Origin of the sequence: Albimonas pacifica, from assembly GCF_900113695.1 — a bacterium.
Classification (GTDB): Bacteria; Pseudomonadota; Alphaproteobacteria; order Rhodobacterales; family Rhodobacteraceae; genus Albimonas; species Albimonas pacifica.
Map to the genome: position 1 here is coordinate 315882 of NZ_FOQH01000002.1, position 20357 is coordinate 336238.

At 73.2% G+C, this 20357-nt stretch carries 19 protein-coding genes; 11 read left to right on the top strand and 8 right to left on the bottom strand.

Annotation, left to right across the window (positions count from 1 at the left end; translation table 11 throughout):
- Positions 1 to 35 precede the first annotated feature (35 nt).
- Positions 36 to 1055: a sugar ABC transporter substrate-binding protein gene (locus tag BM064_RS04235; RefSeq protein ID WP_092858194.1), complete on the bottom strand. Its 1020-nt coding sequence runs from the start codon at positions 1053 to 1055 to the stop codon at positions 36 to 38.
- A gap of 193 nt (positions 1056 to 1248) precedes the next feature.
- On the opposite strand from BM064_RS04235, the gene BM064_RS04240 reads away from it, so the two are divergent.
- Positions 1249 to 2421, top strand: a complete 1173-nt coding sequence (locus BM064_RS04240) for an ROK family transcriptional regulator (protein ID WP_092858196.1) — start codon at positions 1249 to 1251, stop codon at positions 2419 to 2421.
- Positions 2422 to 2513: 92 nt separating this feature from the next.
- On the opposite strand, the gene BM064_RS28485 is transcribed toward BM064_RS04240, so the two are convergent.
- From BM064_RS28485 to BM064_RS04265, 6 genes are all read right to left on the bottom strand, one after another.
- On the bottom strand, positions 2514 to 2723 hold the full coding sequence (locus tag BM064_RS28485; RefSeq protein WP_425426144.1) for a helix-turn-helix domain-containing protein: 210 nt from the start codon (positions 2721 to 2723) through the stop codon (positions 2514 to 2516).
- Positions 2648 to 2944: an AraC family transcriptional regulator N-terminal domain-containing protein gene (locus BM064_RS28490; RefSeq protein WP_425426145.1), complete on the bottom strand. Its 297-nt coding sequence runs from the start codon at positions 2942 to 2944 to the stop codon at positions 2648 to 2650. Before BM064_RS28490 ends, BM064_RS28485 begins: the two co-directional genes overlap by 76 nt.
- 316 nt (positions 2945 to 3260) lie before the next feature.
- A complete protein-coding gene (locus BM064_RS04250) occupies positions 3261 to 3797 on the bottom strand; it encodes a hypothetical protein (protein WP_092858198.1) in 537 nt (178 codons plus the stop codon).
- Between the two features lie 727 nt (positions 3798 to 4524).
- Positions 4525 to 6519 (bottom strand): alpha/beta hydrolase, encoded by a 1995-nt coding sequence (locus tag BM064_RS04255; protein ID WP_092858200.1) that lies wholly within the window; start codon positions 6517 to 6519, stop codon positions 4525 to 4527.
- A 280-nt stretch (positions 6520 to 6799) separates the two neighbouring features.
- Positions 6800 to 7381: a hypothetical protein gene (locus BM064_RS04260; protein ID WP_245779067.1), complete on the bottom strand. Its 582-nt coding sequence runs from the start codon at positions 7379 to 7381 to the stop codon at positions 6800 to 6802.
- A gap of 81 nt (positions 7382 to 7462) precedes the next feature.
- The gene (locus BM064_RS04265) at positions 7463 to 8863 is read right to left on the bottom strand and encodes a selenium-binding protein SBP56-related protein (RefSeq protein WP_092858204.1); all 1401 of its coding nucleotides are present in this window, start codon (positions 8861 to 8863) and stop codon (positions 7463 to 7465) included.
- 393 nt (positions 8864 to 9256) lie between these two features.
- Between BM064_RS04265 and BM064_RS04270 the strand changes: the two genes are divergently transcribed.
- Positions 9257 to 10483 (top strand): CaiB/BaiF CoA transferase family protein, encoded by a 1227-nt coding sequence (locus BM064_RS04270; protein WP_092858206.1) that lies wholly within the window; start codon positions 9257 to 9259, stop codon positions 10481 to 10483.
- Entirely contained in the window at positions 10480 to 11706 is a 1227-nt protein-coding gene (locus tag BM064_RS04275; RefSeq protein ID WP_092858208.1) for a CaiB/BaiF CoA transferase family protein, read from the top strand. Before BM064_RS04270 ends, BM064_RS04275 begins: the two co-directional genes overlap by 4 nt.
- Positions 11707 to 11795: 89 nt before the next feature.
- Here BM064_RS04275 and BM064_RS04280 read toward each other — a convergent pair whose 3' ends face one another.
- A complete protein-coding gene (locus tag BM064_RS04280) occupies positions 11796 to 12755 on the bottom strand; it encodes a peptidoglycan-binding domain-containing protein (RefSeq protein ID WP_143103254.1) in 960 nt (319 codons plus the stop codon).
- A gap of 148 nt (positions 12756 to 12903) precedes the next feature.
- Between BM064_RS04280 and BM064_RS04285 the strand changes: the two genes are divergently transcribed.
- From BM064_RS04285 to tssE, 8 genes are all read left to right on the top strand, one after another.
- Positions 12904 to 13776: a c-type heme family protein gene (locus BM064_RS04285; protein WP_092858212.1), complete on the top strand. Its 873-nt coding sequence runs from the start codon at positions 12904 to 12906 to the stop codon at positions 13774 to 13776.
- On the top strand, positions 13769 to 15121 hold the full coding sequence (locus BM064_RS04290; protein ID WP_092858214.1) for a serine/threonine-protein kinase: 1353 nt from the start codon (positions 13769 to 13771) through the stop codon (positions 15119 to 15121). Before BM064_RS04285 ends, BM064_RS04290 begins: the two co-directional genes overlap by 8 nt.
- A gap of 22 nt (positions 15122 to 15143) precedes the next feature.
- The gene (gene tssA / locus BM064_RS04295) at positions 15144 to 16208 is read left to right on the top strand and encodes a type VI secretion system protein TssA (RefSeq protein ID WP_092858216.1); all 1065 of its coding nucleotides are present in this window, start codon (positions 15144 to 15146) and stop codon (positions 16206 to 16208) included.
- A 71-nt stretch (positions 16209 to 16279) separates the two neighbouring features.
- Positions 16280 to 16780 carry a type VI secretion system contractile sheath small subunit gene (gene tssB / locus BM064_RS04300; RefSeq protein WP_092858218.1) on the top strand — a complete coding sequence of 167 codons (501 nt, stop codon included), beginning with the start codon at positions 16280 to 16282 and terminating at the stop codon, positions 16778 to 16780.
- A gap of 3 nt (positions 16781 to 16783) precedes the next feature.
- Positions 16784 to 18283 (top strand): type VI secretion system contractile sheath large subunit, encoded by a 1500-nt coding sequence (gene tssC / locus BM064_RS04305; protein WP_092858220.1) that lies wholly within the window; start codon positions 16784 to 16786, stop codon positions 18281 to 18283.
- 78 nt (positions 18284 to 18361) lie between these two features.
- Complete coding sequence (locus tag BM064_RS04310; RefSeq protein WP_092858222.1) at positions 18362 to 18895, top strand: Hcp family type VI secretion system effector; 534 nt, start codon at positions 18362 to 18364, stop codon at positions 18893 to 18895.
- Positions 18896 to 19041: 146 nt separating this feature from the next.
- On the top strand, positions 19042 to 19863 hold the full coding sequence (locus tag BM064_RS04315) for a type VI secretion system accessory protein TagJ (protein ID WP_092858224.1): 822 nt from the start codon (positions 19042 to 19044) through the stop codon (positions 19861 to 19863).
- Positions 19856 to 20353 carry a type VI secretion system baseplate subunit TssE gene (gene tssE / locus BM064_RS04320; RefSeq protein ID WP_092858226.1) on the top strand — a complete coding sequence of 166 codons (498 nt, stop codon included), beginning with the start codon at positions 19856 to 19858 and terminating at the stop codon, positions 20351 to 20353. The genes BM064_RS04315 and tssE overlap by 8 nt, the downstream gene beginning before the upstream one ends.
- Positions 20354 to 20357: the final 4 nt, after the last annotated feature.

Consider the following 20357-nt stretch of genomic DNA (forward strand, 5'->3'; position numbering starts at 1 on the left):
TCGGGGCGGCGGAGGGCCGCCCCGACCGGGCGGGGTCAGCCCCAGCAGAGCGCGAGCCCCTCCTGGGAGGTGATCGAGTCCACGCCGTCCACCGGCTCGTCGGTGATCAGGGTCACGCCGGTGTCGAAGAAGTCCTTGCCCTCGGTCGCCTGGGGCTTCACGCCGTCCTCGGCCCAGGCCTTGACCGCCTCGATGCCCTTGGAGGCCATCAGCAGCGGATACTGCTGGGAGGTGGCGCCGATCACCCCGTCGGCCACGTTCTGCACGCCCGGGCAGCCGCCGTCGACCGAGACCACCAGCACGTCGTTCTCGCGCCCGATCGAGCGCAGCGCCTCGTAGGCGCCGGCGGCGGCGGGCTCGTTGATCGTGTAGACGACGTTGATGAAGGGATCCTGGGCGAGCAGGTTCTCCATCGCCTTGCGGCCGCCCTCCTCGTTGCCCTGGGTCACGTCGTGGCCGACCACGCGGGGGTCGTCCTCGTCGCCCCACCGGCCGGGGTCCTTCACGTCGATGCCGAAGCCGGTCAGGAAGCCCTGGTCGCGCAGCACGCCCACCGTGGGCTGCGAGACGTCGAGGTCGAGCATCGCGATCTTCGCGTCCGCGGCGTCCGCGCCCAGCTTCGCAGCCGCCCACCGGCCGATCAGCTCGCCGGCGCGGAAGTTGTCGGTGGCGAAGGTCATGTCCGCCGCCTCGATCGGGTCCAGCGGCGTGTCGAGCGCGATCACCAGGATCCCCGCGGCGCGCGCCTGCTCGAGCGAGGGGACGATGGCCGAGGTGCTGGACGCGGTGATCAGGATGCCCTTGGCGCCGTTGGCGATGCAGGTCTCGACCGCGCTGACCTGGGCCTCGTTGTCGCCGTCGACCTTGCCGGCGTAGCTGTTGAGCGCGATGCCCAGCTCCTTCGCCTTGGCCTCCGCGCCCTCGCGCATCTTCACGAAGAACGGGTTGGTGTCGGTCTTGGTGATCAGGCAGGCGGAGATGTCCGCGGCCTGGGCCGCGCCGCCGGAGACGGCGGCGATCGTGGCGAGCGAGGCGGCTGCGAGAAGCGTCTTCATGGTGATCCTCCCGAGATCTGTCTTCGCCGGCTCGCTGGCGTCCGGCGTGTCCTCCCCGGCCGCGGCACGGCGACCGGCGCATGCCCTTGGATGAGGGATTCGCGCCCTCGCGTCAATTAATAAATCCATTTGATATACAAATCGGGAGCAGGCATGGTGACGGCCGGAGCGGGGCACAGGCGGGCGAGACGCGATGAAGGACACCGAAATCCGGAGCCTGAGGCCGGGCGTGAACCTGACCGGCGTGCGCGCCCATAACGAGCGGCTGATCCTGTCGCTGATCCAGCGCCACGGGGAGATGCCGGGGGCCGAGCTCGCCAAGCTGGCGGAGCTGTCGCCGCAGACCGTCTCCAACATCCTGCGCCGGCTGGAGGCGGACGGCTTTCTCCGCCGCGGCGCGCCGCAGCGCGGGCGGGTGGGCAAGCCCTCGACGCCGATGGCGCTCGATCCCGACGGGGCGCTGTCGTTCGGGCTGAAGCTGGGCCGGCGCACCTCGGACCTGGCGGTGATGAACCTGCACGGCGCGGTGCTGGAGCAGCGGCGCATCGCCTATCGCTACCCGATGCCCGACCGGATCTTCGCCTTCCTGCGCGAGGGGATGGAGACGCTGTCGGCCGGCCTCTCGCCCCGCCAGCGCGACTCGCTGTGCGGCCTGGGCATCGCCGCCCCCTCGGAGCTCTGGCGCTGGGTCGAGGCGCTGGGCGCCTCGGACGAACTGGCGGTGTGGCAGGACGTCGACTTCGCCGAGGAGATCGCGGCCTTCTCCGACCTGCCGCTGTTCACCGAGAACGACGCCACCGCCGCCTGCCGGGCCGAACATGCCTTCGGCCGCGGGCGGGAGTTCGGCGACTACGCCTATGTCTTCATCGGCTCGTTCATCGGCGGGGGCGTGGTGATGAACTCCTCGGTGATCGTGGGCGGGCGGCGCAATGCGGGGGCCTTCGGCTCGCTGCCCGCGATCGGGGCGGACGGGCGGCGCACGCAGCTGCTCGACACCGCCTCGATCCACCTGCTCGAGGCGCAGATCGTGCGCGCCGGCGGCGACGGCGCGCGCCTGTGGTCCGAGCCGCAGGACTGGTCGCCCTTCGCCGCGCAGGTCGAGCCCTGGATCGCGCGCACCGCGCTGGAGCTGGCGGAGGCGGCGCGCACGGTCTGCGCGGTGATCGACTTCGAGGCCGTGCTGATCGACGGCGCCTTCCCCGCCCCGGTGCGCGAGGCCATCGTGACGCGGGCGCGCGAGGCGCTGGCCGGCCTCGACATGCGCGGCCTCGTCGCGCCGCGGATCGAGGCCGCCCGCGTCGGCGGCAACGCCCGGGCCATCGGCGCCGCGGCCCTGCCGATCTTCTCCCAGTTCTTCCAGGAGTGACCCGGCGCCTCCCGCCCCCCCGTCGCGCCGTCGCACGCCTCTCGACCGCGGTCGCGATGCGCGGGAGGGGGCCTCGGCGATCCGCCGCGCGATCAGGGGCGCCACAGCCGCAGGGCGTCGCGCGACGGCGGCGATCCGAGCTGGCGGGCGTATTCGCGGCTGAACCGCGTGGCGCTCTGATGGCCGACGCGGAAGGCCACGGCCGTGGCGTCGCCCTCGCCCGCGATCAGCATCGACCGGGCGCGGAGCAGCCGGACGCGCTTCCGGCGCTGCAGCGGGCCGAGGGCGGTCGCCGCCTGCAGGGCGCGCCGCTCGCGGAGGCATGGACGGCGCCCGCCGCGGGCAGGTCGATGGACATCACGAGATGCGCCGCCGGGTCGTGGCGCAGCGTGCGCTCGCCGGCGGTCGTCGTCCTGGAGCCGGCCGGGATCAGGTCGACCATCGGCTCGCAGACCGCCGCGAGCCGATCCCCGGGGGGCGCCCCCTGCACCATCGCCACGCGGGCGCCGCCGGTTCTCGGCATCGAAGCGCGGCGGGACTGCGACGGCGGGAACGGCCCGTCGGGCGATCCCGACCTGAAGGGGTTCGGCGCGAACGGGCGGCTGTTCTTCTGGCGGCGGCAGGGGCGGGCCGCGCCCCGCGCGGTCCTTGTCGGCTTCGCGGCGACCTCCGCCGCGATGGTCGACGCGTTTCACGCGGCCGGGTTCGACGCCGCCTTCGTCCGCGAACCCGACGCCGACAGCCTCCATGGCTGCGGCGCGCGGCTTCGCGCGGAGCCGGGCGGCGGCCTTCGCGGATCGCGGCGCCGGGGGCGACGCCTCGCGCCCCGGCCTCCGCCGTCAGCGGAGCTTCTCGAAGAAGGTGACCTTGCCGTTCTCCTCCACGTCGCAGACGTAGCGGCCGTCGTCGTACTGGAGGATCAGCTCGAAGGCGCCGGGCTTGAGGGGCGTGGTCTCGACCACCTCGCCGTAGCGGTCCTCGACCGCGTTGCAGGCGCGGACCTGGCGGGGCGTGGCGCCGCCGTTGGCCTTGGTCGACTGCTTGCGGTTCTCGGCGATCGCCGCCTGCTCGTCCTCGGTGCGCACCCAGCGGAACACCCCTTTGGGGCTGTAGCGGCAGAGGAACTTCACCGCCTTCGCGTCGCCGATCCTGTAGCGGCCGTGGGCCAGGCGGCCGTCGTTGTCGGTCGGGTCGAGGTCGCCCATCCTGATCGACTGGGGGCTGACGTCGAAGCGGGCCGCGGCCTCGCCCTGGCACCAGCGCAGCATGTCGGCCTCGGCCACGGGCTCGGCGGCGCGGGCCGGGGCGGAGGCGGCCGCGGCCGTCGCGGCGGCGAGCGCCAGGGCGGCGGCGCGGTGAAGAACGCCGGGGGTCATCTGAAGTCTCCTCTCGAACGGGCCGCCGGAGCGGGCCAGGGGCGATCTGCGGACCGTCGCGGACCCTGCGAGGGGCGGCCGCGACGGTTCCCGGCCGGGGCGGCCGGACGACGAGGCGCCGGGGACCGGCGGCTCGCCAGTTGCTCTGCGCGGCCCGGTCGGCGCGCTCGACCTGGCCGGGGGGGCGGCCGCTGGAGCCGTCGCCGTCGCCCGTGGCGGTCGTAGGCGCCCGCGCAGCCGTCGTCGCAGAGCACGGTGATCGCGCCGTCGTCGTGCCGGTGCAGGACCGGCGCGCCGCCCCCCGGCGCCGGATCGCGCGCGCGGCGCGTGGCCTCGGCGCAGGCGGCGAGGCCGGGCAGGGCGACGTGCCCGAGCGCCCGGGCGTCCCCGCCGCGCGGGAGCCTTCGCCCTCGACCCGGATCTCGCCGGTCAGGGGGGCGATGAAGGCGGTGCGGGTCTTCTCGGACAGCGCGACGTCATGGCCGGCGCTGCGCACCGGGAAGACGCCCATGTCGTCGAGCGGCAAAAAGCTGGCGACCGGCCGCCCCGCCGGATCGAGGCGCGCGAAGCGCGCGACGTCCTCGAAGACGATCTCCCGGCCGGAGCCGCCGAACCGGGTGCGCGTGTCGTCGGCCGGTGGGAGCATCGCTTTCCTCGCAGCGGGCGGTGGACCGGGCCGCCCGCCGGGCGGCGCGGCCGCGGATCGGTCTCGGGGCGGGGGGCGGGCTCAGCGATGGCGCACGGGCCAGGGGGAGCCGGCGCTGCGGGTCCCGTCGGGCAGCACCCATTTCACCGCCAGGTCGTCGATGCATCCCGCCTCCACCGGGGCCTGCGGGTTCTCGATGAAGGCCACGCCGATGTCGCGCGAACAGGCATGATAAAGCAGCGTGCCGTGGCCCGTCTCGGGGAACGCCAGGTTGGTGGCGTGGTCCAGCGTCTCGGCGGCCAGCGCCCCCCATTTCCAGCTCGTCTGCACGTCCATCAGCCCGTTGAGCAGCAGCGTGGGGACCGAGGAGCGCACCGGCGCGTGGAAGCCCGGCCTCGGGGCCGGCTCGAAGAGGGCGGCGCATTGTCCGTAGAGGCTCTCGAGCTGGGCGTCGGCGCCCGCCCCCATCACGGGGATGCGCAGCGTCTGCTGGAACGCCTTCGCCGTCTCGGGGCCGTTCCAGGGCAGGTCCTCCTGGCAGGCGTAGACCATCAGGTGGAAGCCGAAGAGCAGCTCGGCCTCGTAGGGGCGCGCGTCGCGCTCCAGCCGCGCGAAGGTCTGCGTCACGTCCGCGGGGGTCATCGCCTGCACCAGCCGCGACAGGCGCAGGCGCAGGTCGCCCGCGAAATGCGCGGCGACGAAGTCGAGCAGCGCGCCCCGCCGTTGCGGCCCGACGCGCAGGGCGGCGTAGCCGTCGAGCAGCGCCAGCGTCTCGTCCCGGGTCATCCGCTGCGCCGCGCGAAGCATCGCCCGCTCGAAGGCCTCGGGCAGGTCCTCGGGCGTGGCCAACAGGGACGCGTCCTCGCCCAGCCGCACCAGCGCCGCGCGCATCGCGGCGGTGGAGGCCTTCTGCTGCTCGGCCATGTGCAGGATCGCCTCGGCCAGCGCCTTCTGGTCCTCGGTCAGCCCGATCGGGGCCGCGGCGACGACCTCCGCGGCCGTGGGGGCGGGCGGGGGGATCTCGTCGTCGATGATCGCGTCCAGCGTCGCGGTCTCGCCCGCCTCCAGCTCGACGATCATCTTCGGGAGCCAGGCGGTGACGCCGGTCAGGACGCCCGGCTTGTTGCGGGCCTTGATCAGGGTCGCCACCAACTCGGGCGTCGCCGGCGGGCGGCCGCGGGCGCCGGGGATCGGCGCGGCCGCGAGCTTTTCCATCAGCGCGTTGAAGCGCGCCTCGAGGTCGGGATAGGCCGCGGCGCAGGCGGGGTCGCCGGCGCACTGGTCGAAGATCGCGGCGGCCGCCTCGTCGGGCGGGCCCGCGAGCTCGTCGTAGAGGCGCACCATCGGCGGGGCCACCCCGTCGAGGATCGCCGCGCGCAGCCCCGGCGGGTCCTGGCGCATCACCTCCAGCCCCAGCTTGGTGCCGTAGGAGCCGCCGTAGAGGTTCCAGCCCTGCGCGAAGCCGAGCGCCGAGACCAGGGCCGCGACGTCGCCCGCGTTCTGCGCGGTGTTGATCAGCGCGATCTCCTCGCCGCGGTCCGCGATCTCGGCGCGGCATTCGACGAGCAGCGCGTCGGGCGAGACCGGCTGCGCGCCCGTGGCGGGCGGCGCCCCCGCGATCTCGGCGAAATGGCCCGAGGTGGCGCCCCGGCAGGCGGTCAGCGCGTCCGAGACGCCGTTGCCGCGCTGGTCGAAGACGATCACGTCGCGCCGCTGGCGCCAGTCGGCGAAGGCGACGGCCCAGGTCTGCATCTGGCTGACGACGTCCGCGCCCGGTCCGCCCTGCAGGAACACCAGCGGGTCGGGCGCGGGCGAGAGGCTGCGCGCCCGCAGGATGGCGAAGCCGAGCGCGATCCGCCGCCCCTCGGGCGCCGCGTGGTCCGCGGGCACGTCCACGCGCCCGCAGACGATCGTCCTGCCCTCGATCTCCCAGGGATCGAGCGGCCGCAGGCAGGGCGCGAGGGTCACCGGATAGCGCGGGTCGTGCCCCCCCGAAGCGAGGCCCGGGAACGCCTCCTCCGCCGGCTGGGCCGACATCAGGGCGACGACGAAGGCGAAGATCTGATCCGGCGTCATGCCTGCCTCCCCCGGCCCGCGCCGGCTGCGGGCGCGCGCAGGAAGCCTAACCCAAGGGCAGGTGAACGGACGGTGAGGGCGCGGGGATGCGTCCCGCGGGAGGGAGGCGGCCGCCCCGCATCGGGCCGGTCTTCCTCGCGCCGGTCGCCCCGCCGTCGCCGCTCGACGGGAGGGACCGGGAGGCGGCCGCGCGCTTCGCGGGGAAGATCGAGCAGACGGGCGCCGGCGGACGCCGTGACCGGCGCCGGCCGGATCGCGGCCACCGCCCGGGCCGCGAGGCTCACAGCGCCGCGGCGAGCGAGACCGATCCCACCAGCACGAGGCTGAGGGCCCAGACCAGGTCCAGGTTGAACCAGCCCTTCGAGAGGAACCGCAGGCCGAGCCAGCGGTGCACCCCGACCGCCAGCGCCCCGCCGGCGAGCGTCATGGCGAGCGTGTGCGCCGTCGCCACCGCGAGGGCGACGCCGGCGTCGCCCGCCATCAGGGTCGAGGCCGCCGCGTGGCCCGCATCGTTCTGCGAGACCTGGCACAGGCCGAGGTAGATGGGGACCAGCATCAGGCCCGCCCCGTGCGCCGTCGCCGCCAGGAAGGACCACAGCGCCAGCCGCGCCGGCGCCACCCGCGCGAGGAAGCGCGGGTGGCGCCGGTTCGCGACCAGCCACAGCCCCAGCCCGATCACCAGGCAGGCCGCGCCGATCCGGATCTCGCGCTGGCGCTCCACCAGGACCAGCAGCGCGGCGAAGGGCGCCAGGATCGCGGCCATCGCCGCCAGGTGCCCCGCCGCCAGCGCCCCGATCGCGCGCCACAGCGCCCCCGGCCGGCGCTCCATCAGCGCGGCGGAGACCGCCAGCGGCCAGCCCATGCCCGGGTTGACCCCGTGATAGACCCCCGAGGCGACGACGGCCCCCCACAGGCCCGTCGCCGCGCCGCCCGTCTCCACGCCTCAGACCGAGGGATAGCAGAAGCTGTCGGTCGAGCAGTCGCCCCCTTCAAGGCGGATCTGGTGGCTGCGGTAGCCCTTGGGGAACTCGACCCAGAAATCCTCGGCCAGCGTCAGCCCGCCGTCCGCGCCGGCATGGGCCATGACCATCGCGCCCCCCCGGTCGCCCGGGTAGAACTGGTCGTCCCAGGTCGAATAGAGCGAGTTGGTCCAGTAGACCCGCCTGCCGTCCCGGCTGACCTCGACCATCTGCGGGCCGTAGCCGAAGGCCTTGCCGTTGGGATGCGCCTTGCGCTTGACGATCCCCCCGATCTCGACCGTGCCGGTCAGCTTCGGCTTCATCGGGTCCGAGACGTCGTACTGGCGCATCTCCCCCGTGCCCCAGCAGGAGACGTAGAGGAAGCGGTCGTCGAGGCTGAGGTCGATGTCGGTGACCAGCGGCGGCACCGCGCCGAAGCCCTTCAGCAGCTCGGGCAGGTCCGCGGGGTCGGCGGGCTGGGGGTCGATGGCGATGGTCTTGACCGCCTCGAATTCGCCGTCCGCCTTGCGCCGCCAGGTGAAGATCGCGCCCTGCAGGTTGGTGGTGTCCACCACCACGCCGACGAAGCCGTGGTCCTTTGCCGGATCGTGGGCGGGCCGGATCTCGAGCGCCATCTGGTGGTTGGCGCCCAGGTCCAGGGTCTGCACGTTGCGCCGCTGGCGCAGGTTCCAGAAATGGATCCTGTGGCCGTACTTGTTCGACAGCAGGTCCTCGGGGACCAGCCCGTTCTCGAACTGCGGCGGCAGCCCCCATTCCGAGTTGACCATGTAATCGCGCGGCAGGTTCCACCAGAAGTCGTAATGCTTCTCCTGCTGCCCGCGGTCCATCTCGTAGCGGCCGAGGATCTCGAAGCTCTCGCAGTCCATGATGAAGATGCCCGGGGGGCCGTCGGTCCCCTCCGGGCCGCCGCCGCCCAGCGTGCTGACGTAGATGCCTTCCGGTCCGCAGTGGATGGTGTGGGGGCGCGAGTAGCCGGTCCGGGCGAAGACCTCCTCGGGTTCGATGATCTTGTGGATCTTCGCCTTCAGCGGCTCCTTCACGTCGATCACGTAGATGCGCGAGGAGCGGATGCCCGGCACGATCAGGTAGCGCCGCTCGAGGAACGCGTGCCCGCTGAGCGGCGACAGCGAGGAGGAGCAGGCGTTCCAGCCGAAATGGTGAAACTCGTCGCCCTTGTGGGGCATCAGGAGCTGATGGACGATCCTGCCGTAGCTCTTCGAGGCGGGATCGACGTCGACCACCGCGAGCCCGTCGGGCTGCGAGGCGTCGGGGCTGAGCATCAGCGTGAAGGCCAGCGTCTCCGCCGGGGCCTGCATGGCGAGCTTCGGGGTGGCGTGGAACGTGGGATCGGGTCTCAGGTTCATGGCGGGCTCCTCCCAGACCTCGGGCGTGTTTTTCCTCAGGTTTCTGGCCACGCCCGACCCGGACAGTGCGCCCGATGACGAGTCGGGTAAATGCCTTGCGATGACCTTGCGTCATGGGCGGGCCGCCGCCGGGCAGGGCCGCGGCCGCGCGTCCGCCCACCGGAGTCTGCCTGTCGGCCGGTCGAGGGATGTTGACAGGGGCGGGTTGCGAACCTAGCGTCCCTGACAACTGTCAGGAGGTCGGCGGGGCGGCGCGGAACGCGGCGCGGGCCGGGCCTTCGTCAACGATCCGCCGACCCAGCGCGGCGGGCGCACCCCGGAGGAACCCCCTTGAGAGACCCCGCGCAGCCCCGATCCGTCCCGGCCCCCCGTCCCCGCGGAGGGGCCTGAGCCATGGCGGACACGGCAGGGCAGGGGGCGCTCGCGGGCGTCCGGGTCATCGACCTCGGCGGCGAGGTCGCGGCGGCCTATTGCGGCGCGCTCTTCGCCGCCTGCGGCGCGGACGTGCTGCGCATCGAGCCCCCCGGCGGCGATCCCGTGCGCCGGCTGCCGCCCTTCGCCGAGGGCGTGGCGCGGCCCGAGGGCTCGGGGATGCAGATGTTCCTCGACGCCGGCAAGCGCAGCCTCTCGCTCGACTACGCGCGGCCCCGCGGGGCCGAGATCGTGCGCGCGCTCGCCCGCGACGCCGACCTGGTGATCGAGGCGCTGCCCCCCGCGGCCGCCGAGGCGCTCGGCCTCGCGGCCGCCGCCCCCGACGCGGCCGTGGTCTCGCTCAGCTGGTTCGGGCGCGAGGGGCCGGGGCGGGACTGGCGCGGCACCGACGCGGTGGCGATGGCCGCCGCCGCCTTCCTCTACCCCATCGGGCCCGCCGAGGGCCCGCCGCTGGTTCCCGGCGGCCACCAGTCCCAGATCAACGGCGGGCTGGTGGGCTTCGTCGCCGCGATGACCGCGCTGACCGGCCGGGCGCAGGGCGACGGGGGCGCGCGGGTCGACGTCTCGCTGGTCGAGGCGCAGGCGGCCTACGCCGAATCCGGCGCCGTCCGCTTCGCCTACGACGGCGTGCCGCCGCGCAGCCGCAAGGGCGTGAACCTGTTCCCGCCGATCGCGCCGCAGACCATCTTCCCCTGCGCCGACGGCTGGGTCGGCGTGACCTGCGTGACGCCGATGCAGTGGCGCGCCATGTGCGGGCTGGTCGGGGCGCCGGAGCTCGCCGACGACCCGCGCTTCAACACCTCCTTCGGGCGCTTCGACAACATCGACGCGCTCTACGCCGAGCTGGTCCCCCGCCTGAAGACCCGGACCGCCGCCCACTGGTTCCACGAGGGGCAGAAGGCCCGCGTGCCCACCGCCATGGTGCCCACGATGGCCGAGCTCGCCACCCTCGACCACCTGCGCGCCCGCGAGGCCTTCGGGCGCTACGAGCATCCCGACGCGCCGGCCTTCGAGGCGCCGGCGATCCCCTGGAAATTCGCCGCCACCCCCGTGGCCCGCGGCGGCCGCGCCCCGCGGCTGGGCGAGCACGGGAGAGAGATCCTGAAATACCGTCTGCACCTGACCGCCGCCGAGATCGAGGCGCTGGCCGAGCAGGGCGTCCTGCACGCGCCGGAGATGGCGGCATGAGCGCCCGTCCCCTCGCCCTGCGCGGCGTGCGCATCCTCGACCTGACCATGGGCTGGGCCGGCCCGCTCGCCTCGCGCTACCTCGCCGACGAGGGCGCGGAGGTCGTCAAGATCGAAGGGCCCGGCCATTTCGACTGGTGGCGGGGCTGGGACCTCGGCGGCAAGGCCGACGCGGACCAGACCCACGAGAAGTCGCCCAACTACAACTACAACAACCGCAACAAGCGCGGCGTGGCGATCGACCTGACCCGGCCCGAGGGCCGCGCCCTGGCCCTGAAGATCGCGCAGACCTGCGACGCGGTCATCGAGAACCAGGCGACCGGGGTCATGGCCAAGCTCGGCCTGACCTACGAGGCGCTGAAGGCGGTCAACCCCTCGATCATCATGCTCTCGATGCCCGGCTTCGGGGCCGAGGGGCCGTGGTCGGCCTACCGCGCCTACGGCTCGACGGTGGAGCAGTCCTCGGGCCTGCCCCAGCTGACCGGCCGGCCCGAGGATCCGCCCGCCATGTGCCACATCGCCTACGGCGACGCGGCGGGGGGGATGCACGCCGCCGCCGCCCTGCTGGTGGCGCTGTTTCATCGCCGCCGCACCGGCGAGGGCCAGCGCGTCGACCTCGCCCAGGTCGAGGGGCTGATGCAGTTCGGCATCCACGGGCCGATCACCCAGGCGATGACCGGCGCCCCGCCCGAGCGTCTCGGCCGCCGCCACCCCGTCCACGTCCCCCACGGCGTCTTCCCCTGCGCGGGCGAGGACCGCTGGATCGCCGCCGCGGTGACCGAGCCCGACGCCTGGCCCCCGCTCGCCCGCCTGCTGGGGCGCGAGGACTGGGCCGCGGACCCCGCCCTCGCCGCCCCCGAGGGCCGCCGGGCGATCGAGGACGAGATCGAGGCCGCCCTCGCCGCCTTCACCGCCGGGCTGGAGCCGCAGGCGGCCGCCGACGCCCTGCGCGGCGCCGGCGTCGCGGCGGCGCCCACGGTGCGCTCGGCCGACCTGCTCGACGACCCGCTGCTCGCGGCCCGCGGCTTCTGGGTGGAGATCGAGCGCGCCCATGTCGGCCGCAAGCCGCATCCGCTGAACCCGTGGTCCTTCGACGGCGTGCGCACCCCGATCCGCAGCCCCGCCCCCACGCTGGGCGAGCATACCGACGCGGTCCTGACCGAGCTTCTGGGCCTGCCGGCCGAGGAGATCGCGGGCCTGCGGCGCGAGGGCGTGCTCGGCTGACGCCGGCGCCCTGACCGGCACGAGAAAGGGGACCTCCCGCCCGGGAGGTCCCCTTTCCGCGTTCCGGGGCCGGCGCGACGCGGCGCGGCTCAGCCGCCGGCGCGCAGGTCCAGCATCTGGCGGCGGGTCAGCACGCCGGTGGCGTCCTCGGTCCGCGCCTGCTGGAAGGCGGTGATGGCGCCGCGGGTCTGGGGCCCGAAGATCCCGTCGACCAGCCCCTGGTAGAGGCCCTTGTCGCGCAGCTCCCGCTGGATGGCGCGCTTGGCGGCGCGCGACAGCGACTGCTCCAGCAGCTCCAGCTCCTCCAGCGTCTCGGGCGAGGCGTCGGCCTCGGGCGCCTCGACCTGGATGGCGGCGACCTCGGTCGCCTCGGCGGCCGGGGCGCGCAGGTAGATCGGCGCCGCCGGCGAGGCCGAGAGGCTCACGCCCTCGCCCGCCTGCATCCGGCGCAGCATCGCGCCGACCTCGATCACCTCGTCGCGCGTCACGGCCGAGATCACCTGCACCACCGCGTCCGAGCGGCCGTAGGGCGCGACCAGCACCGGGCTCGAGCCCGGCGTGGGGGCCGGCGCGCCCTCCAGCGCGCTCACGCCCGCGGGGAGGTCGGCGGGGGGGCGGCCGACGGCCGCGACCACCGCGCCGCCCTGTTCGGCCTGGGCGGCGGCGCGCGCGAAGGCCAGCAGCGGGATGCCCTGGGTGAAGAGGTCGGTGGACCGCCCCAGCGTGGCGCCCGCCGGCGTCACGAACTCCCGCCCCTCGAAGGTGACGGCGGGGGCGTCGAGGTAGACGAAGGCCGCGCGGCTCGCCGCGGCCTCGCCGGTGAAGCGCTTGAGGATCGAGCGCAGCTCGGCGTTGTTGGGGTCGGCCGCGCGCAGCGTCTCGGCCCCGATCACCTGCAGCTGCGCCTGGATCGCGTCGGCGCGCGCGCCGCCGTCGCCCACGGACACGACCAGCGCCACCACGCGGTCGGACTGCGCCCACGCGGGCGCGGCGGCGGGCAGGGCGCACAGCGCCGCCCCCACCATCGAAAACAGCATTCGCCTGAACATCGTCGGCTCCTTTCTCGGCTCGTCCGGCGCGGGGGCCGAACCTTTCCGGTCTTCGCCGGAACACAGAGGGAGCGACCTGCAGCGGCCAAGCGGTGGAGTCGCGAGGCCCTTCGACGAACCCCACCGGCTGAAAGAAGGTATAAGTGACATGCGGCTCCGCTTCAAGTTCAATCTGGTAATTACTCTGGCCTGTGCGCTGGGTATTGGGGCCGCCGCGGCGTTGTCCTACTGGGTCGTCCAGAAATCGGCGATGGAAGAGGTGGCACAACAGATCCGTCTGCTTCGCGCCAACGCGCTCGCCGTGCGCAGTTACACGGTCAACAGCATCGATCCGCTGCTGTCGGACGACAACGACATCCTGTTTCTTCCGCAGTCCGTGACCGCCTATGCGGCCACCAGCGTCTTCGCGACCTTCCGCAAGGACTTTCCGGAGTATTTCTACAAGGAGGCCGCGCTCAACCCGACCAACCCCGCCAACAAGGCCGACGCCTTCGAGACCACCCTGATCGAGCGCTTCCGCTCCGAAGACGGGCTGGGCCAGATCGAGACGATGCTCGAGAAGGAGGACGGCCGCTACTACACCATCGCCTTCCCGCTGAAGGTCGGGAACCCCGGCTGCCTGAACTGCCACTCGACCCCCGAGGCCGCGCCGCCGGCGATGGTCGACCTCTACGGACCCGACCACGGCTTCGGCTGGCAATTGGGCGAGACCATCGGCGCCCAGATCATCTCCGCCCCGATGACCCTGATCGACGAACGCGCGAAGGAGACCGTGGGCGTGCTGATCGCGGCCGTCTCGGCGGCGTTCCTGCTGGTCCTGATCGTCACCAACGTGCTGCTGACGCGGATCGTGGTGTTCCCGGTGCGGCGCATGTCGGACGTGGCCGAGAAGGTCTCGATGGGCGATTTCGACACGCCCGAATACGCCAAGCCCGGAAAGGACGAGATCAGCTCGCTGTCGGCCTCCTTCAACCGCATGCGGCGCTCGCTGGAAAGCGCGATGAGGATGATCGATGACTGACGCCACGGTCATCGTCCCGGGCGGCCGGCGCTTCATCGGCAAGTACCGGGTGGACGGGGTCCTGGGCGAGGGCGCGATGGGCGTGGTCTACGAGGGCCACGACCCCGACATCGAGCGCCCGGTCGCCATCAAGACCGTCCACCCGCACCTGATCGAGGCCGCCGGAGGGCAGGAGTGGCTGGCCCGCTTCGCCCGCGAGGCGCGCGCCGCCGGCCGCGCCCTGCATCCCAACCTGGTGACGGTCTTCGACTTCCTGCAGGAGGGGCGGATCCCCTACCTGGTGATGGAGAAGGTCCGCTCGACCACGCTCGAGGACCGGCTCGCCGCCCGGCCGCCGCTGACCCTGGCGGAGATCCACGCGATCCTGCGCCAGGTGCTGGCGGGGCTCGACTGCATCCACCGGGCGGGGATCGTGCACCGCGACCTCAAGCCCGCCAACGTGATGCTGACCGAGGGCGGCGGCGTGAAGCTGACCGACTTCGGCATCGCCCGCCTGACCGCGATGGACGCGACCGGGGCGGGGATGGTGGGCACCCCCTCCTACATGGCGCCCGAGCAGTTCGCGGGCGGCGACGTCGACCCGCGCGCCGACGTCTACGCCTGCGGGGTGCTGGCCTACGAGCTGGTCGCCGGCCGCAAGCCCTACCAGGGCGGGGGCGTCGAGGCGCTGTTCGCCGCCGTGCGCAAGGGCGACGTGGCCCCGCCGACCTCCTGGCTCGAGACCCCGCCCGAGGGGGCCGAGGCGCTGGACCGCGCGATCCTCAAGGCGCTCAGCGTCGATCCCGACGACCGCTTTCCCGACGCGGCCGCCCTCGCCGAGGCGCTGGCGGGCGCGCTGCCCGCCGCCGACCGCGCGGGCCTCTCGGACACCTTCGCCCCCCGCCGCCGCCCGGGCCGGGGCCCCGAGGGCACGATGCTGGGCCGGCTCTCGTCGCACACGATGCTGGAGGTGGAGCGGCAGCTGGTGGCACGGATGGGCCCGATGGGCCGGATCATCGCCCGCCGAGCCGCCGCCGGCGCCGCGGACGCCGAGCAGATGATCGCGGCCGTGCTCTCCGAGCTCTCGGCCGCGGGCGAGGCGCAGTCGATGCGCGAATCCATGCTGCGCCTGCTCGCCGACGCCGCCGCTCCGCCCGCGACCCCCGCCGCCGCCGCGGCCGCGATCCCGCCCGAGGAGCTGGCGCGGCTCGCGGACCTGCTGCGCCCCCATGTCGGCCCCATCGCCCTGGTGATGGTCAGGCGCAAGGCGGCCCGCGCCGCCTCGTCCCGCGCGCTGACCGAGGCGCTCGCCGACGCCATTCCCGACGCAACCGACCGCGCCCGCTTCCTGCGGGACGCGGGCTGACCCCAGATCCGGAGCCCCGGCCATGTTCGACCTCGACCCCCTGCTGCAGAGCTTCGGCGACGACGCGCCGAGCGGCGAGAACCTCGAATACGACGCCGCCTGGACCGAGCTGGAGATCGCCTCCCAACCGGTCGAGGAGCGGGTGATCGGCGACTCGGTCCTCGCCGCCGAAGACCCCGACTACGAGGAGGTGGCGCGCCAGGCGCTGGCGCTGCTGGGCCGCTCGCGCGACCTGCGGGTGGCGGTGCGGCTGGCCGAGGCCGGGCTGCGCACCGAGGGGCTCGCCGCCTTCGCCCGCACGCTCGCCTATATCGAGGGCTGCCTCGAGGGCTACTGGGACAGCGTCCACCCCCAGCTCGACGCCGAGGACGACGACGACCCCACGATGCGGGTGAACGCGGTGTTGGGGCTCGCGGACCGGGGCGGGGTGCTGCGCGCGCTGCGCCAGGCGCCGCTGACCGAGAGCCGCAACTTCGGCCGCTACGCCCTGCGCGACATCGAGCTGGCGGAGGGCGAGATCGCCCCGGCGGAGGGCGAGATCGCCCCCGACCCGCAGGCGATCCACGCCGCCTTCCAGGACACGCCCGACGAGAGGCTCGCCGCCACGGCCGAGACCGCGGACGCGATCCTGGGGCACGTCAAGCGCATCGCGGCGATCTTCGACGACCGGCTGGGCGCGATGGGCCCGGACCTCGCGCCGCTGCAGAAGCTCGCCCACGACATCGCCCGCCGCATCCCCCGGCGCGCCGCGGCGCCCGGGGCCGAGGCGCCCGAGGCCGCGTCCGCGCCTGCGCCCGGCGCCGTCCCCGCGCCCGCCGCGGCGCCTGCGGCCGTCGCCGCGCCCGCGCGCCCCGGCGCGATCGAGACGCCGCAGGACGTCGTCGCCGCCCTCGACCGCATCTGCGACTACTACGCCCGCAAGGAGCCCTCGAGCCCGCTGCCCCTGATCCTGAAGCGGGCGCGCCGGCTGGTCTCCGCCGACTTCCTGACCGTGATCCGCGACCTCGCCCCGCTGGGGCTGGAGAACGTCTCGCTCGTCGGCGGGATCTCCGGGGAGGCCGAGGCCTACGCCGACTACGAGGACTGAGCCGCTCCCGCTGAAGCCGAGTCGACAGCTGTCGACTTTCCCCTCGCTGCAACCCTGAAGGAGGCCGCCCCATGGCCAGCAGCCAGAAGTTCGTCGCCCGCAACCGGGCCCCCCGCGTGCAGATCGAGTACGACGTCGAGCTCTACGGCGCGCAGAAGACCGTGCAGCTCCCCTTCGTGATGGGGGTGATGTCGGACCTCGCGGGCAAGTCGGCCGAGCCGCAGCCCGCCGTCGCCGACCGCAAGTTCCTCGAAATCGACATCGACAATTTCGACGACCGGATGAAGTCGATGAAGCCGCGCGCGGCCTTCTCGGTCCCCAACACCCTGACGGGGGAGGGGAACCTGCCCGTCGACCTGACCTTCCAGAGCATGGACGACTTCTCGCCCGCCGCCGTGGCCGCCCAGGTCGAGCCGCTGAAAAAACTGCTCGAGGCGCGAACCCGGCTCGCGAACCTGGCCACTTACATGGACGGAAAGGCAGGCGCCGAGGACCTGGTGGCGAAGATCATCAACGATCCTTCGCTGCTCGAGGCCCTCGCGGCCGCTCCTGCCCAGCAGACCGAGGAATAGGCCATGACCGAGTTGCAGAGCCAGGCCGCCCAGGGAGAGGCCGCCACGATCTTCGGCTCGTCCGAATTCGCCTCCCTGCTCCGCAAGGAGTTCCGGCCCCAGTCCGAGCAGGCCCGCTCCGCCGTCGAAGAGGCGGTGAGGACGCTCGCCGAGCAGGCGCTGGCCAACCAGACCCTGATCTCCGACGACGCGCTGCGCTCGATCGAGGGGATCATCGCCGAGCTGGACCGCAAGATCACCGAGCAGGTGAACGTCGTGATCCACCACGCCGACTTCCAGAAGCTGGAAAGCGCCTGGCGCGGCCTGCATTTCCTGGTGACCAACACCGAGACGGACGAGAAGCTCAAGATCCGGGTCCTGAACATCTCGAAGAAGGATCTCTCCAAGACCCTCAAGAAATTCAAGGGCGCGGCCTGGGACCAGTCGCCGATCTTCAAGAAGCTCTATGAAGAGGAATACGGCCAGTTCGGGGGCGAGCCCTACGGGTGCCTGGTGGGCGACTACCACTTCGACCACTCCCCGCGCGACGTCGAGATCCTGGGGGAGATGTCCAAGGTGGCGGCGGCGGCCCACGCGCCGTTCCTGACCGGGGCCGACCCATCGCTGATGCAGATGGAGAGCTGGTCCGAGCTCGCCAATCCCCGCGACCTGACCAAGATCTTCCAGACCCCGGAATACGCCGCCTGGCGCAGCCTGCGCGAGAGCGAGGACGCGCGCTATCTCGGCCTCGCCATGCCCCGCTTCCTCGGCCGCCTGCCCTATGGCGAGAAGACCGAGCCGGTGGAGGAATTCGCCTTCGAGGAGGACGTCGAGGGCGCGGGTTCCGAGAAATACTGCTGGATCAACGCCTGCTACGGCATGGCCCGCAACGTGACGCGCAGCTTCAAGGAATACGGCTGGTGCACGCGGATCCGGGGCGTGGAGTCGGGCGGGGCCGTGGACGGCCTGCCCACCCACACCTTCCCCACCGACGACGGCGGCGTGGACATGAAGTGCCCGACCGAGATCGCGATCTCGGACCGGCGCGAGGCGGAGCTCGCCAAGAACGGGCTGATGCCGCTGGTGCACCGCAAGAACTCGGACCTCGCGGCCTTCATCGGGGCGCAGTCTCTGCAGAAGCCGGCCGAATACGACGACCCGGACGCGACCGCCAACGCCAACCTGGCCGCGCGTCTGCCCTACCTCTTCGCCACCTGCCGCTTCGCCCACTACCTGAAGTGCATCGTCCGCGACAAGGTCGGCTCCTTCAAGGAGCGCGAGGACATGCAGACCTGGCTGCAGGACTGGATCAACAACTACGTGGACTTCAACGCCGAGACCTCGCCCGAGGAGGTGAAGGCGGCCCAGCCGCTCGCCGCCGCCGAGGTCGTGGTCGAGGAGGTCGAGGGCAACCCCGGCTACTACACGTCGAAGTTCTTCCTCCGCCCGCACTACCAGCTCGAAGGGCTGTCGGTGTCGCTCAGGCTGGTGTCGAAGCTGCCCTCGCAGCGCAGCGCCGGCTGACCGCGCGGGGGCGGATCCTCCGCCCCGGCGCCCCTCCTCCTCCCCCCCTGAAGCGTCTCTGTTGAAAGGACCCCTCCCATGGCGTTCGACGCATTCATGTACTTCCCGATGCAGGCCAGCATCGTGGGCGAAGTCCAGGACCAGGCGATGCAGGCCAAGCATGCCTTCGCCATAAAGTCCTTCGAGTTCGGGGCCGAGAACACGATCGACATCGGCTCGGACACCGAGGGCGGCGCCGCCGGCAAGGCGACGTTCAAGGAGTTCAAGGTCAAGAAGAAGACCGACACCGCCTCCTGCGGCCTGTTCCACGCGCTGTGCGAGGGCAAGCACCTGACCGAGGCGATCATAGAGCTGCGCCGCTCGGGCGGGGCCGCGGGCGCCTCCGGGGCCACCTTCATGAAGTTCCACTTCAAGCTGATGATGGTCCAGGACATGAGCTGGTCCGGCGCCGACGGCGACGACGTCTGCGAGGAGGACCTGACCTTCCAGTACGGCGCGATGAAGGTGGAGTATTTCCGCCAGGGCGCCGACGGCAAGATGAAGAAGGCCATGGGCGGCCAGGGCGAGGTGAAGTGGAGCCGGGTGAAGAACTCGGCCGTCTACGACGTCTGATCCCTCTCCCCCCCGGGGCGCGGCGCCCGCCGCGCCCCCCTCTCTCTTCCGAACAGGCGCGCGGCGCCCGCCGCGCCCCCCTCTCTCTTCCGAACAGGCGCGCGGCGCCCGCCGCGCCCCCCTCTCTCTTCCGACAGGAGCGCATCATGGCGACCCCGGCCGAAGACCGCCTGAAGGGCGGCGACCTCGACGGCGCTCTGGCCGAGCTGACGGCCGACGTGCGCCGCGCCCCCGGCGACGCGCGCCTGCGGGTGTTCCTGTTCCAGCTCCTGTGCCTGCGCGGCGAGTGGCGGCGCGCGCTGGTCCAGCTCAGGACCTGCGCCACGCTCGATCCCGAGGCCGAGACCATGGCGCGCGCCTACCGCGAGGCCATCGCCTGCGAGCTCTGGCGAGAGGAGGTCTTCGCCGGCCGCCGCACCCCGGTGGTGGTCGGCGAGCCCGCGCCCTGGACCGCCTGGCTGGTCGAGGCGCTGCGCCGCGACGCCGCCGGCGAGGCCGCCGCCGCCGACGCCCTGCGCGCCCAGGCCTTCGAGGCCGCCCCCGCCACCCCCGGCGCCGCCCAGGGCGCCCCCTTCGCGTGGATCGCCGACGCCGATCCGCGCCTCGGCCCCGTGCTCGAGATCGTGGTGGACGGGCGCTATCTGTGGGCCCCGTTCTCCGCCCTCGCCGCGCTGCGGGCGGAGCCGCCGGCGGACCTGCGCGACCGGGTGTGGACGCCCGTCTCCGTCACCTGGGCCGCGGGCGGGGAGACGGTGGGGCTGGTCCCCACCCGCTACGCCCCTGCGCCGGGCGCGACGCCCGCGCCCGCGCATCGGCTGGCGGGCGCCACCGACTGGGTCATGGACGGCGAGCGCGTGGTCTGCGGCCTCGGCCAGCGGCTGCTGGTCACCGACGCGGCCGAGCACGCGCTGATGGACCTGCGGGCCCTGTCGCTCGACCAGCCGGCGGAGGCCGCCGCCCATGGCTGACCGGATGCTGATGGAGCGGCTGCAGCCCTCGCTGCTCGACCGCCTGACCGACGACGCGCCGGGCGAGCGCAAGGAGAGCGCCTCGGCCCGGGTCATCGACCTCGCCCGCCTGCGCCAGATCATCCTGCGCGACCTGGAGTGGCTGCTGAACACCTCGAATTCCGAGAGCGAGCGCGACTACGAGCACGCCCCCCACGCCGCCGCCTCGACCCTGAACTACGGCATCCGGGAGCTGACCGGCGCCACCGCCACCGTGGGCCGGGCGCTGGAGATCCAGCGCTCGATCCGCAAGGCCATCGAGACCTTCGAGCCGCGGATCCTGCCCGAGACGCTCGACGTGATCCTGCGGCAGGAGAAGGTGGGGGCCGGCGCCCTGATCTCCTTCGACATCCGCGGCGAGCTCTGGGCCGAGCCGGTGCCCATCGACCTCTACCTGCGCACCGCGCTGGACGTGACCACCGGCCATCTCAAGATCAGCCGGCAGGGGTGAGGCC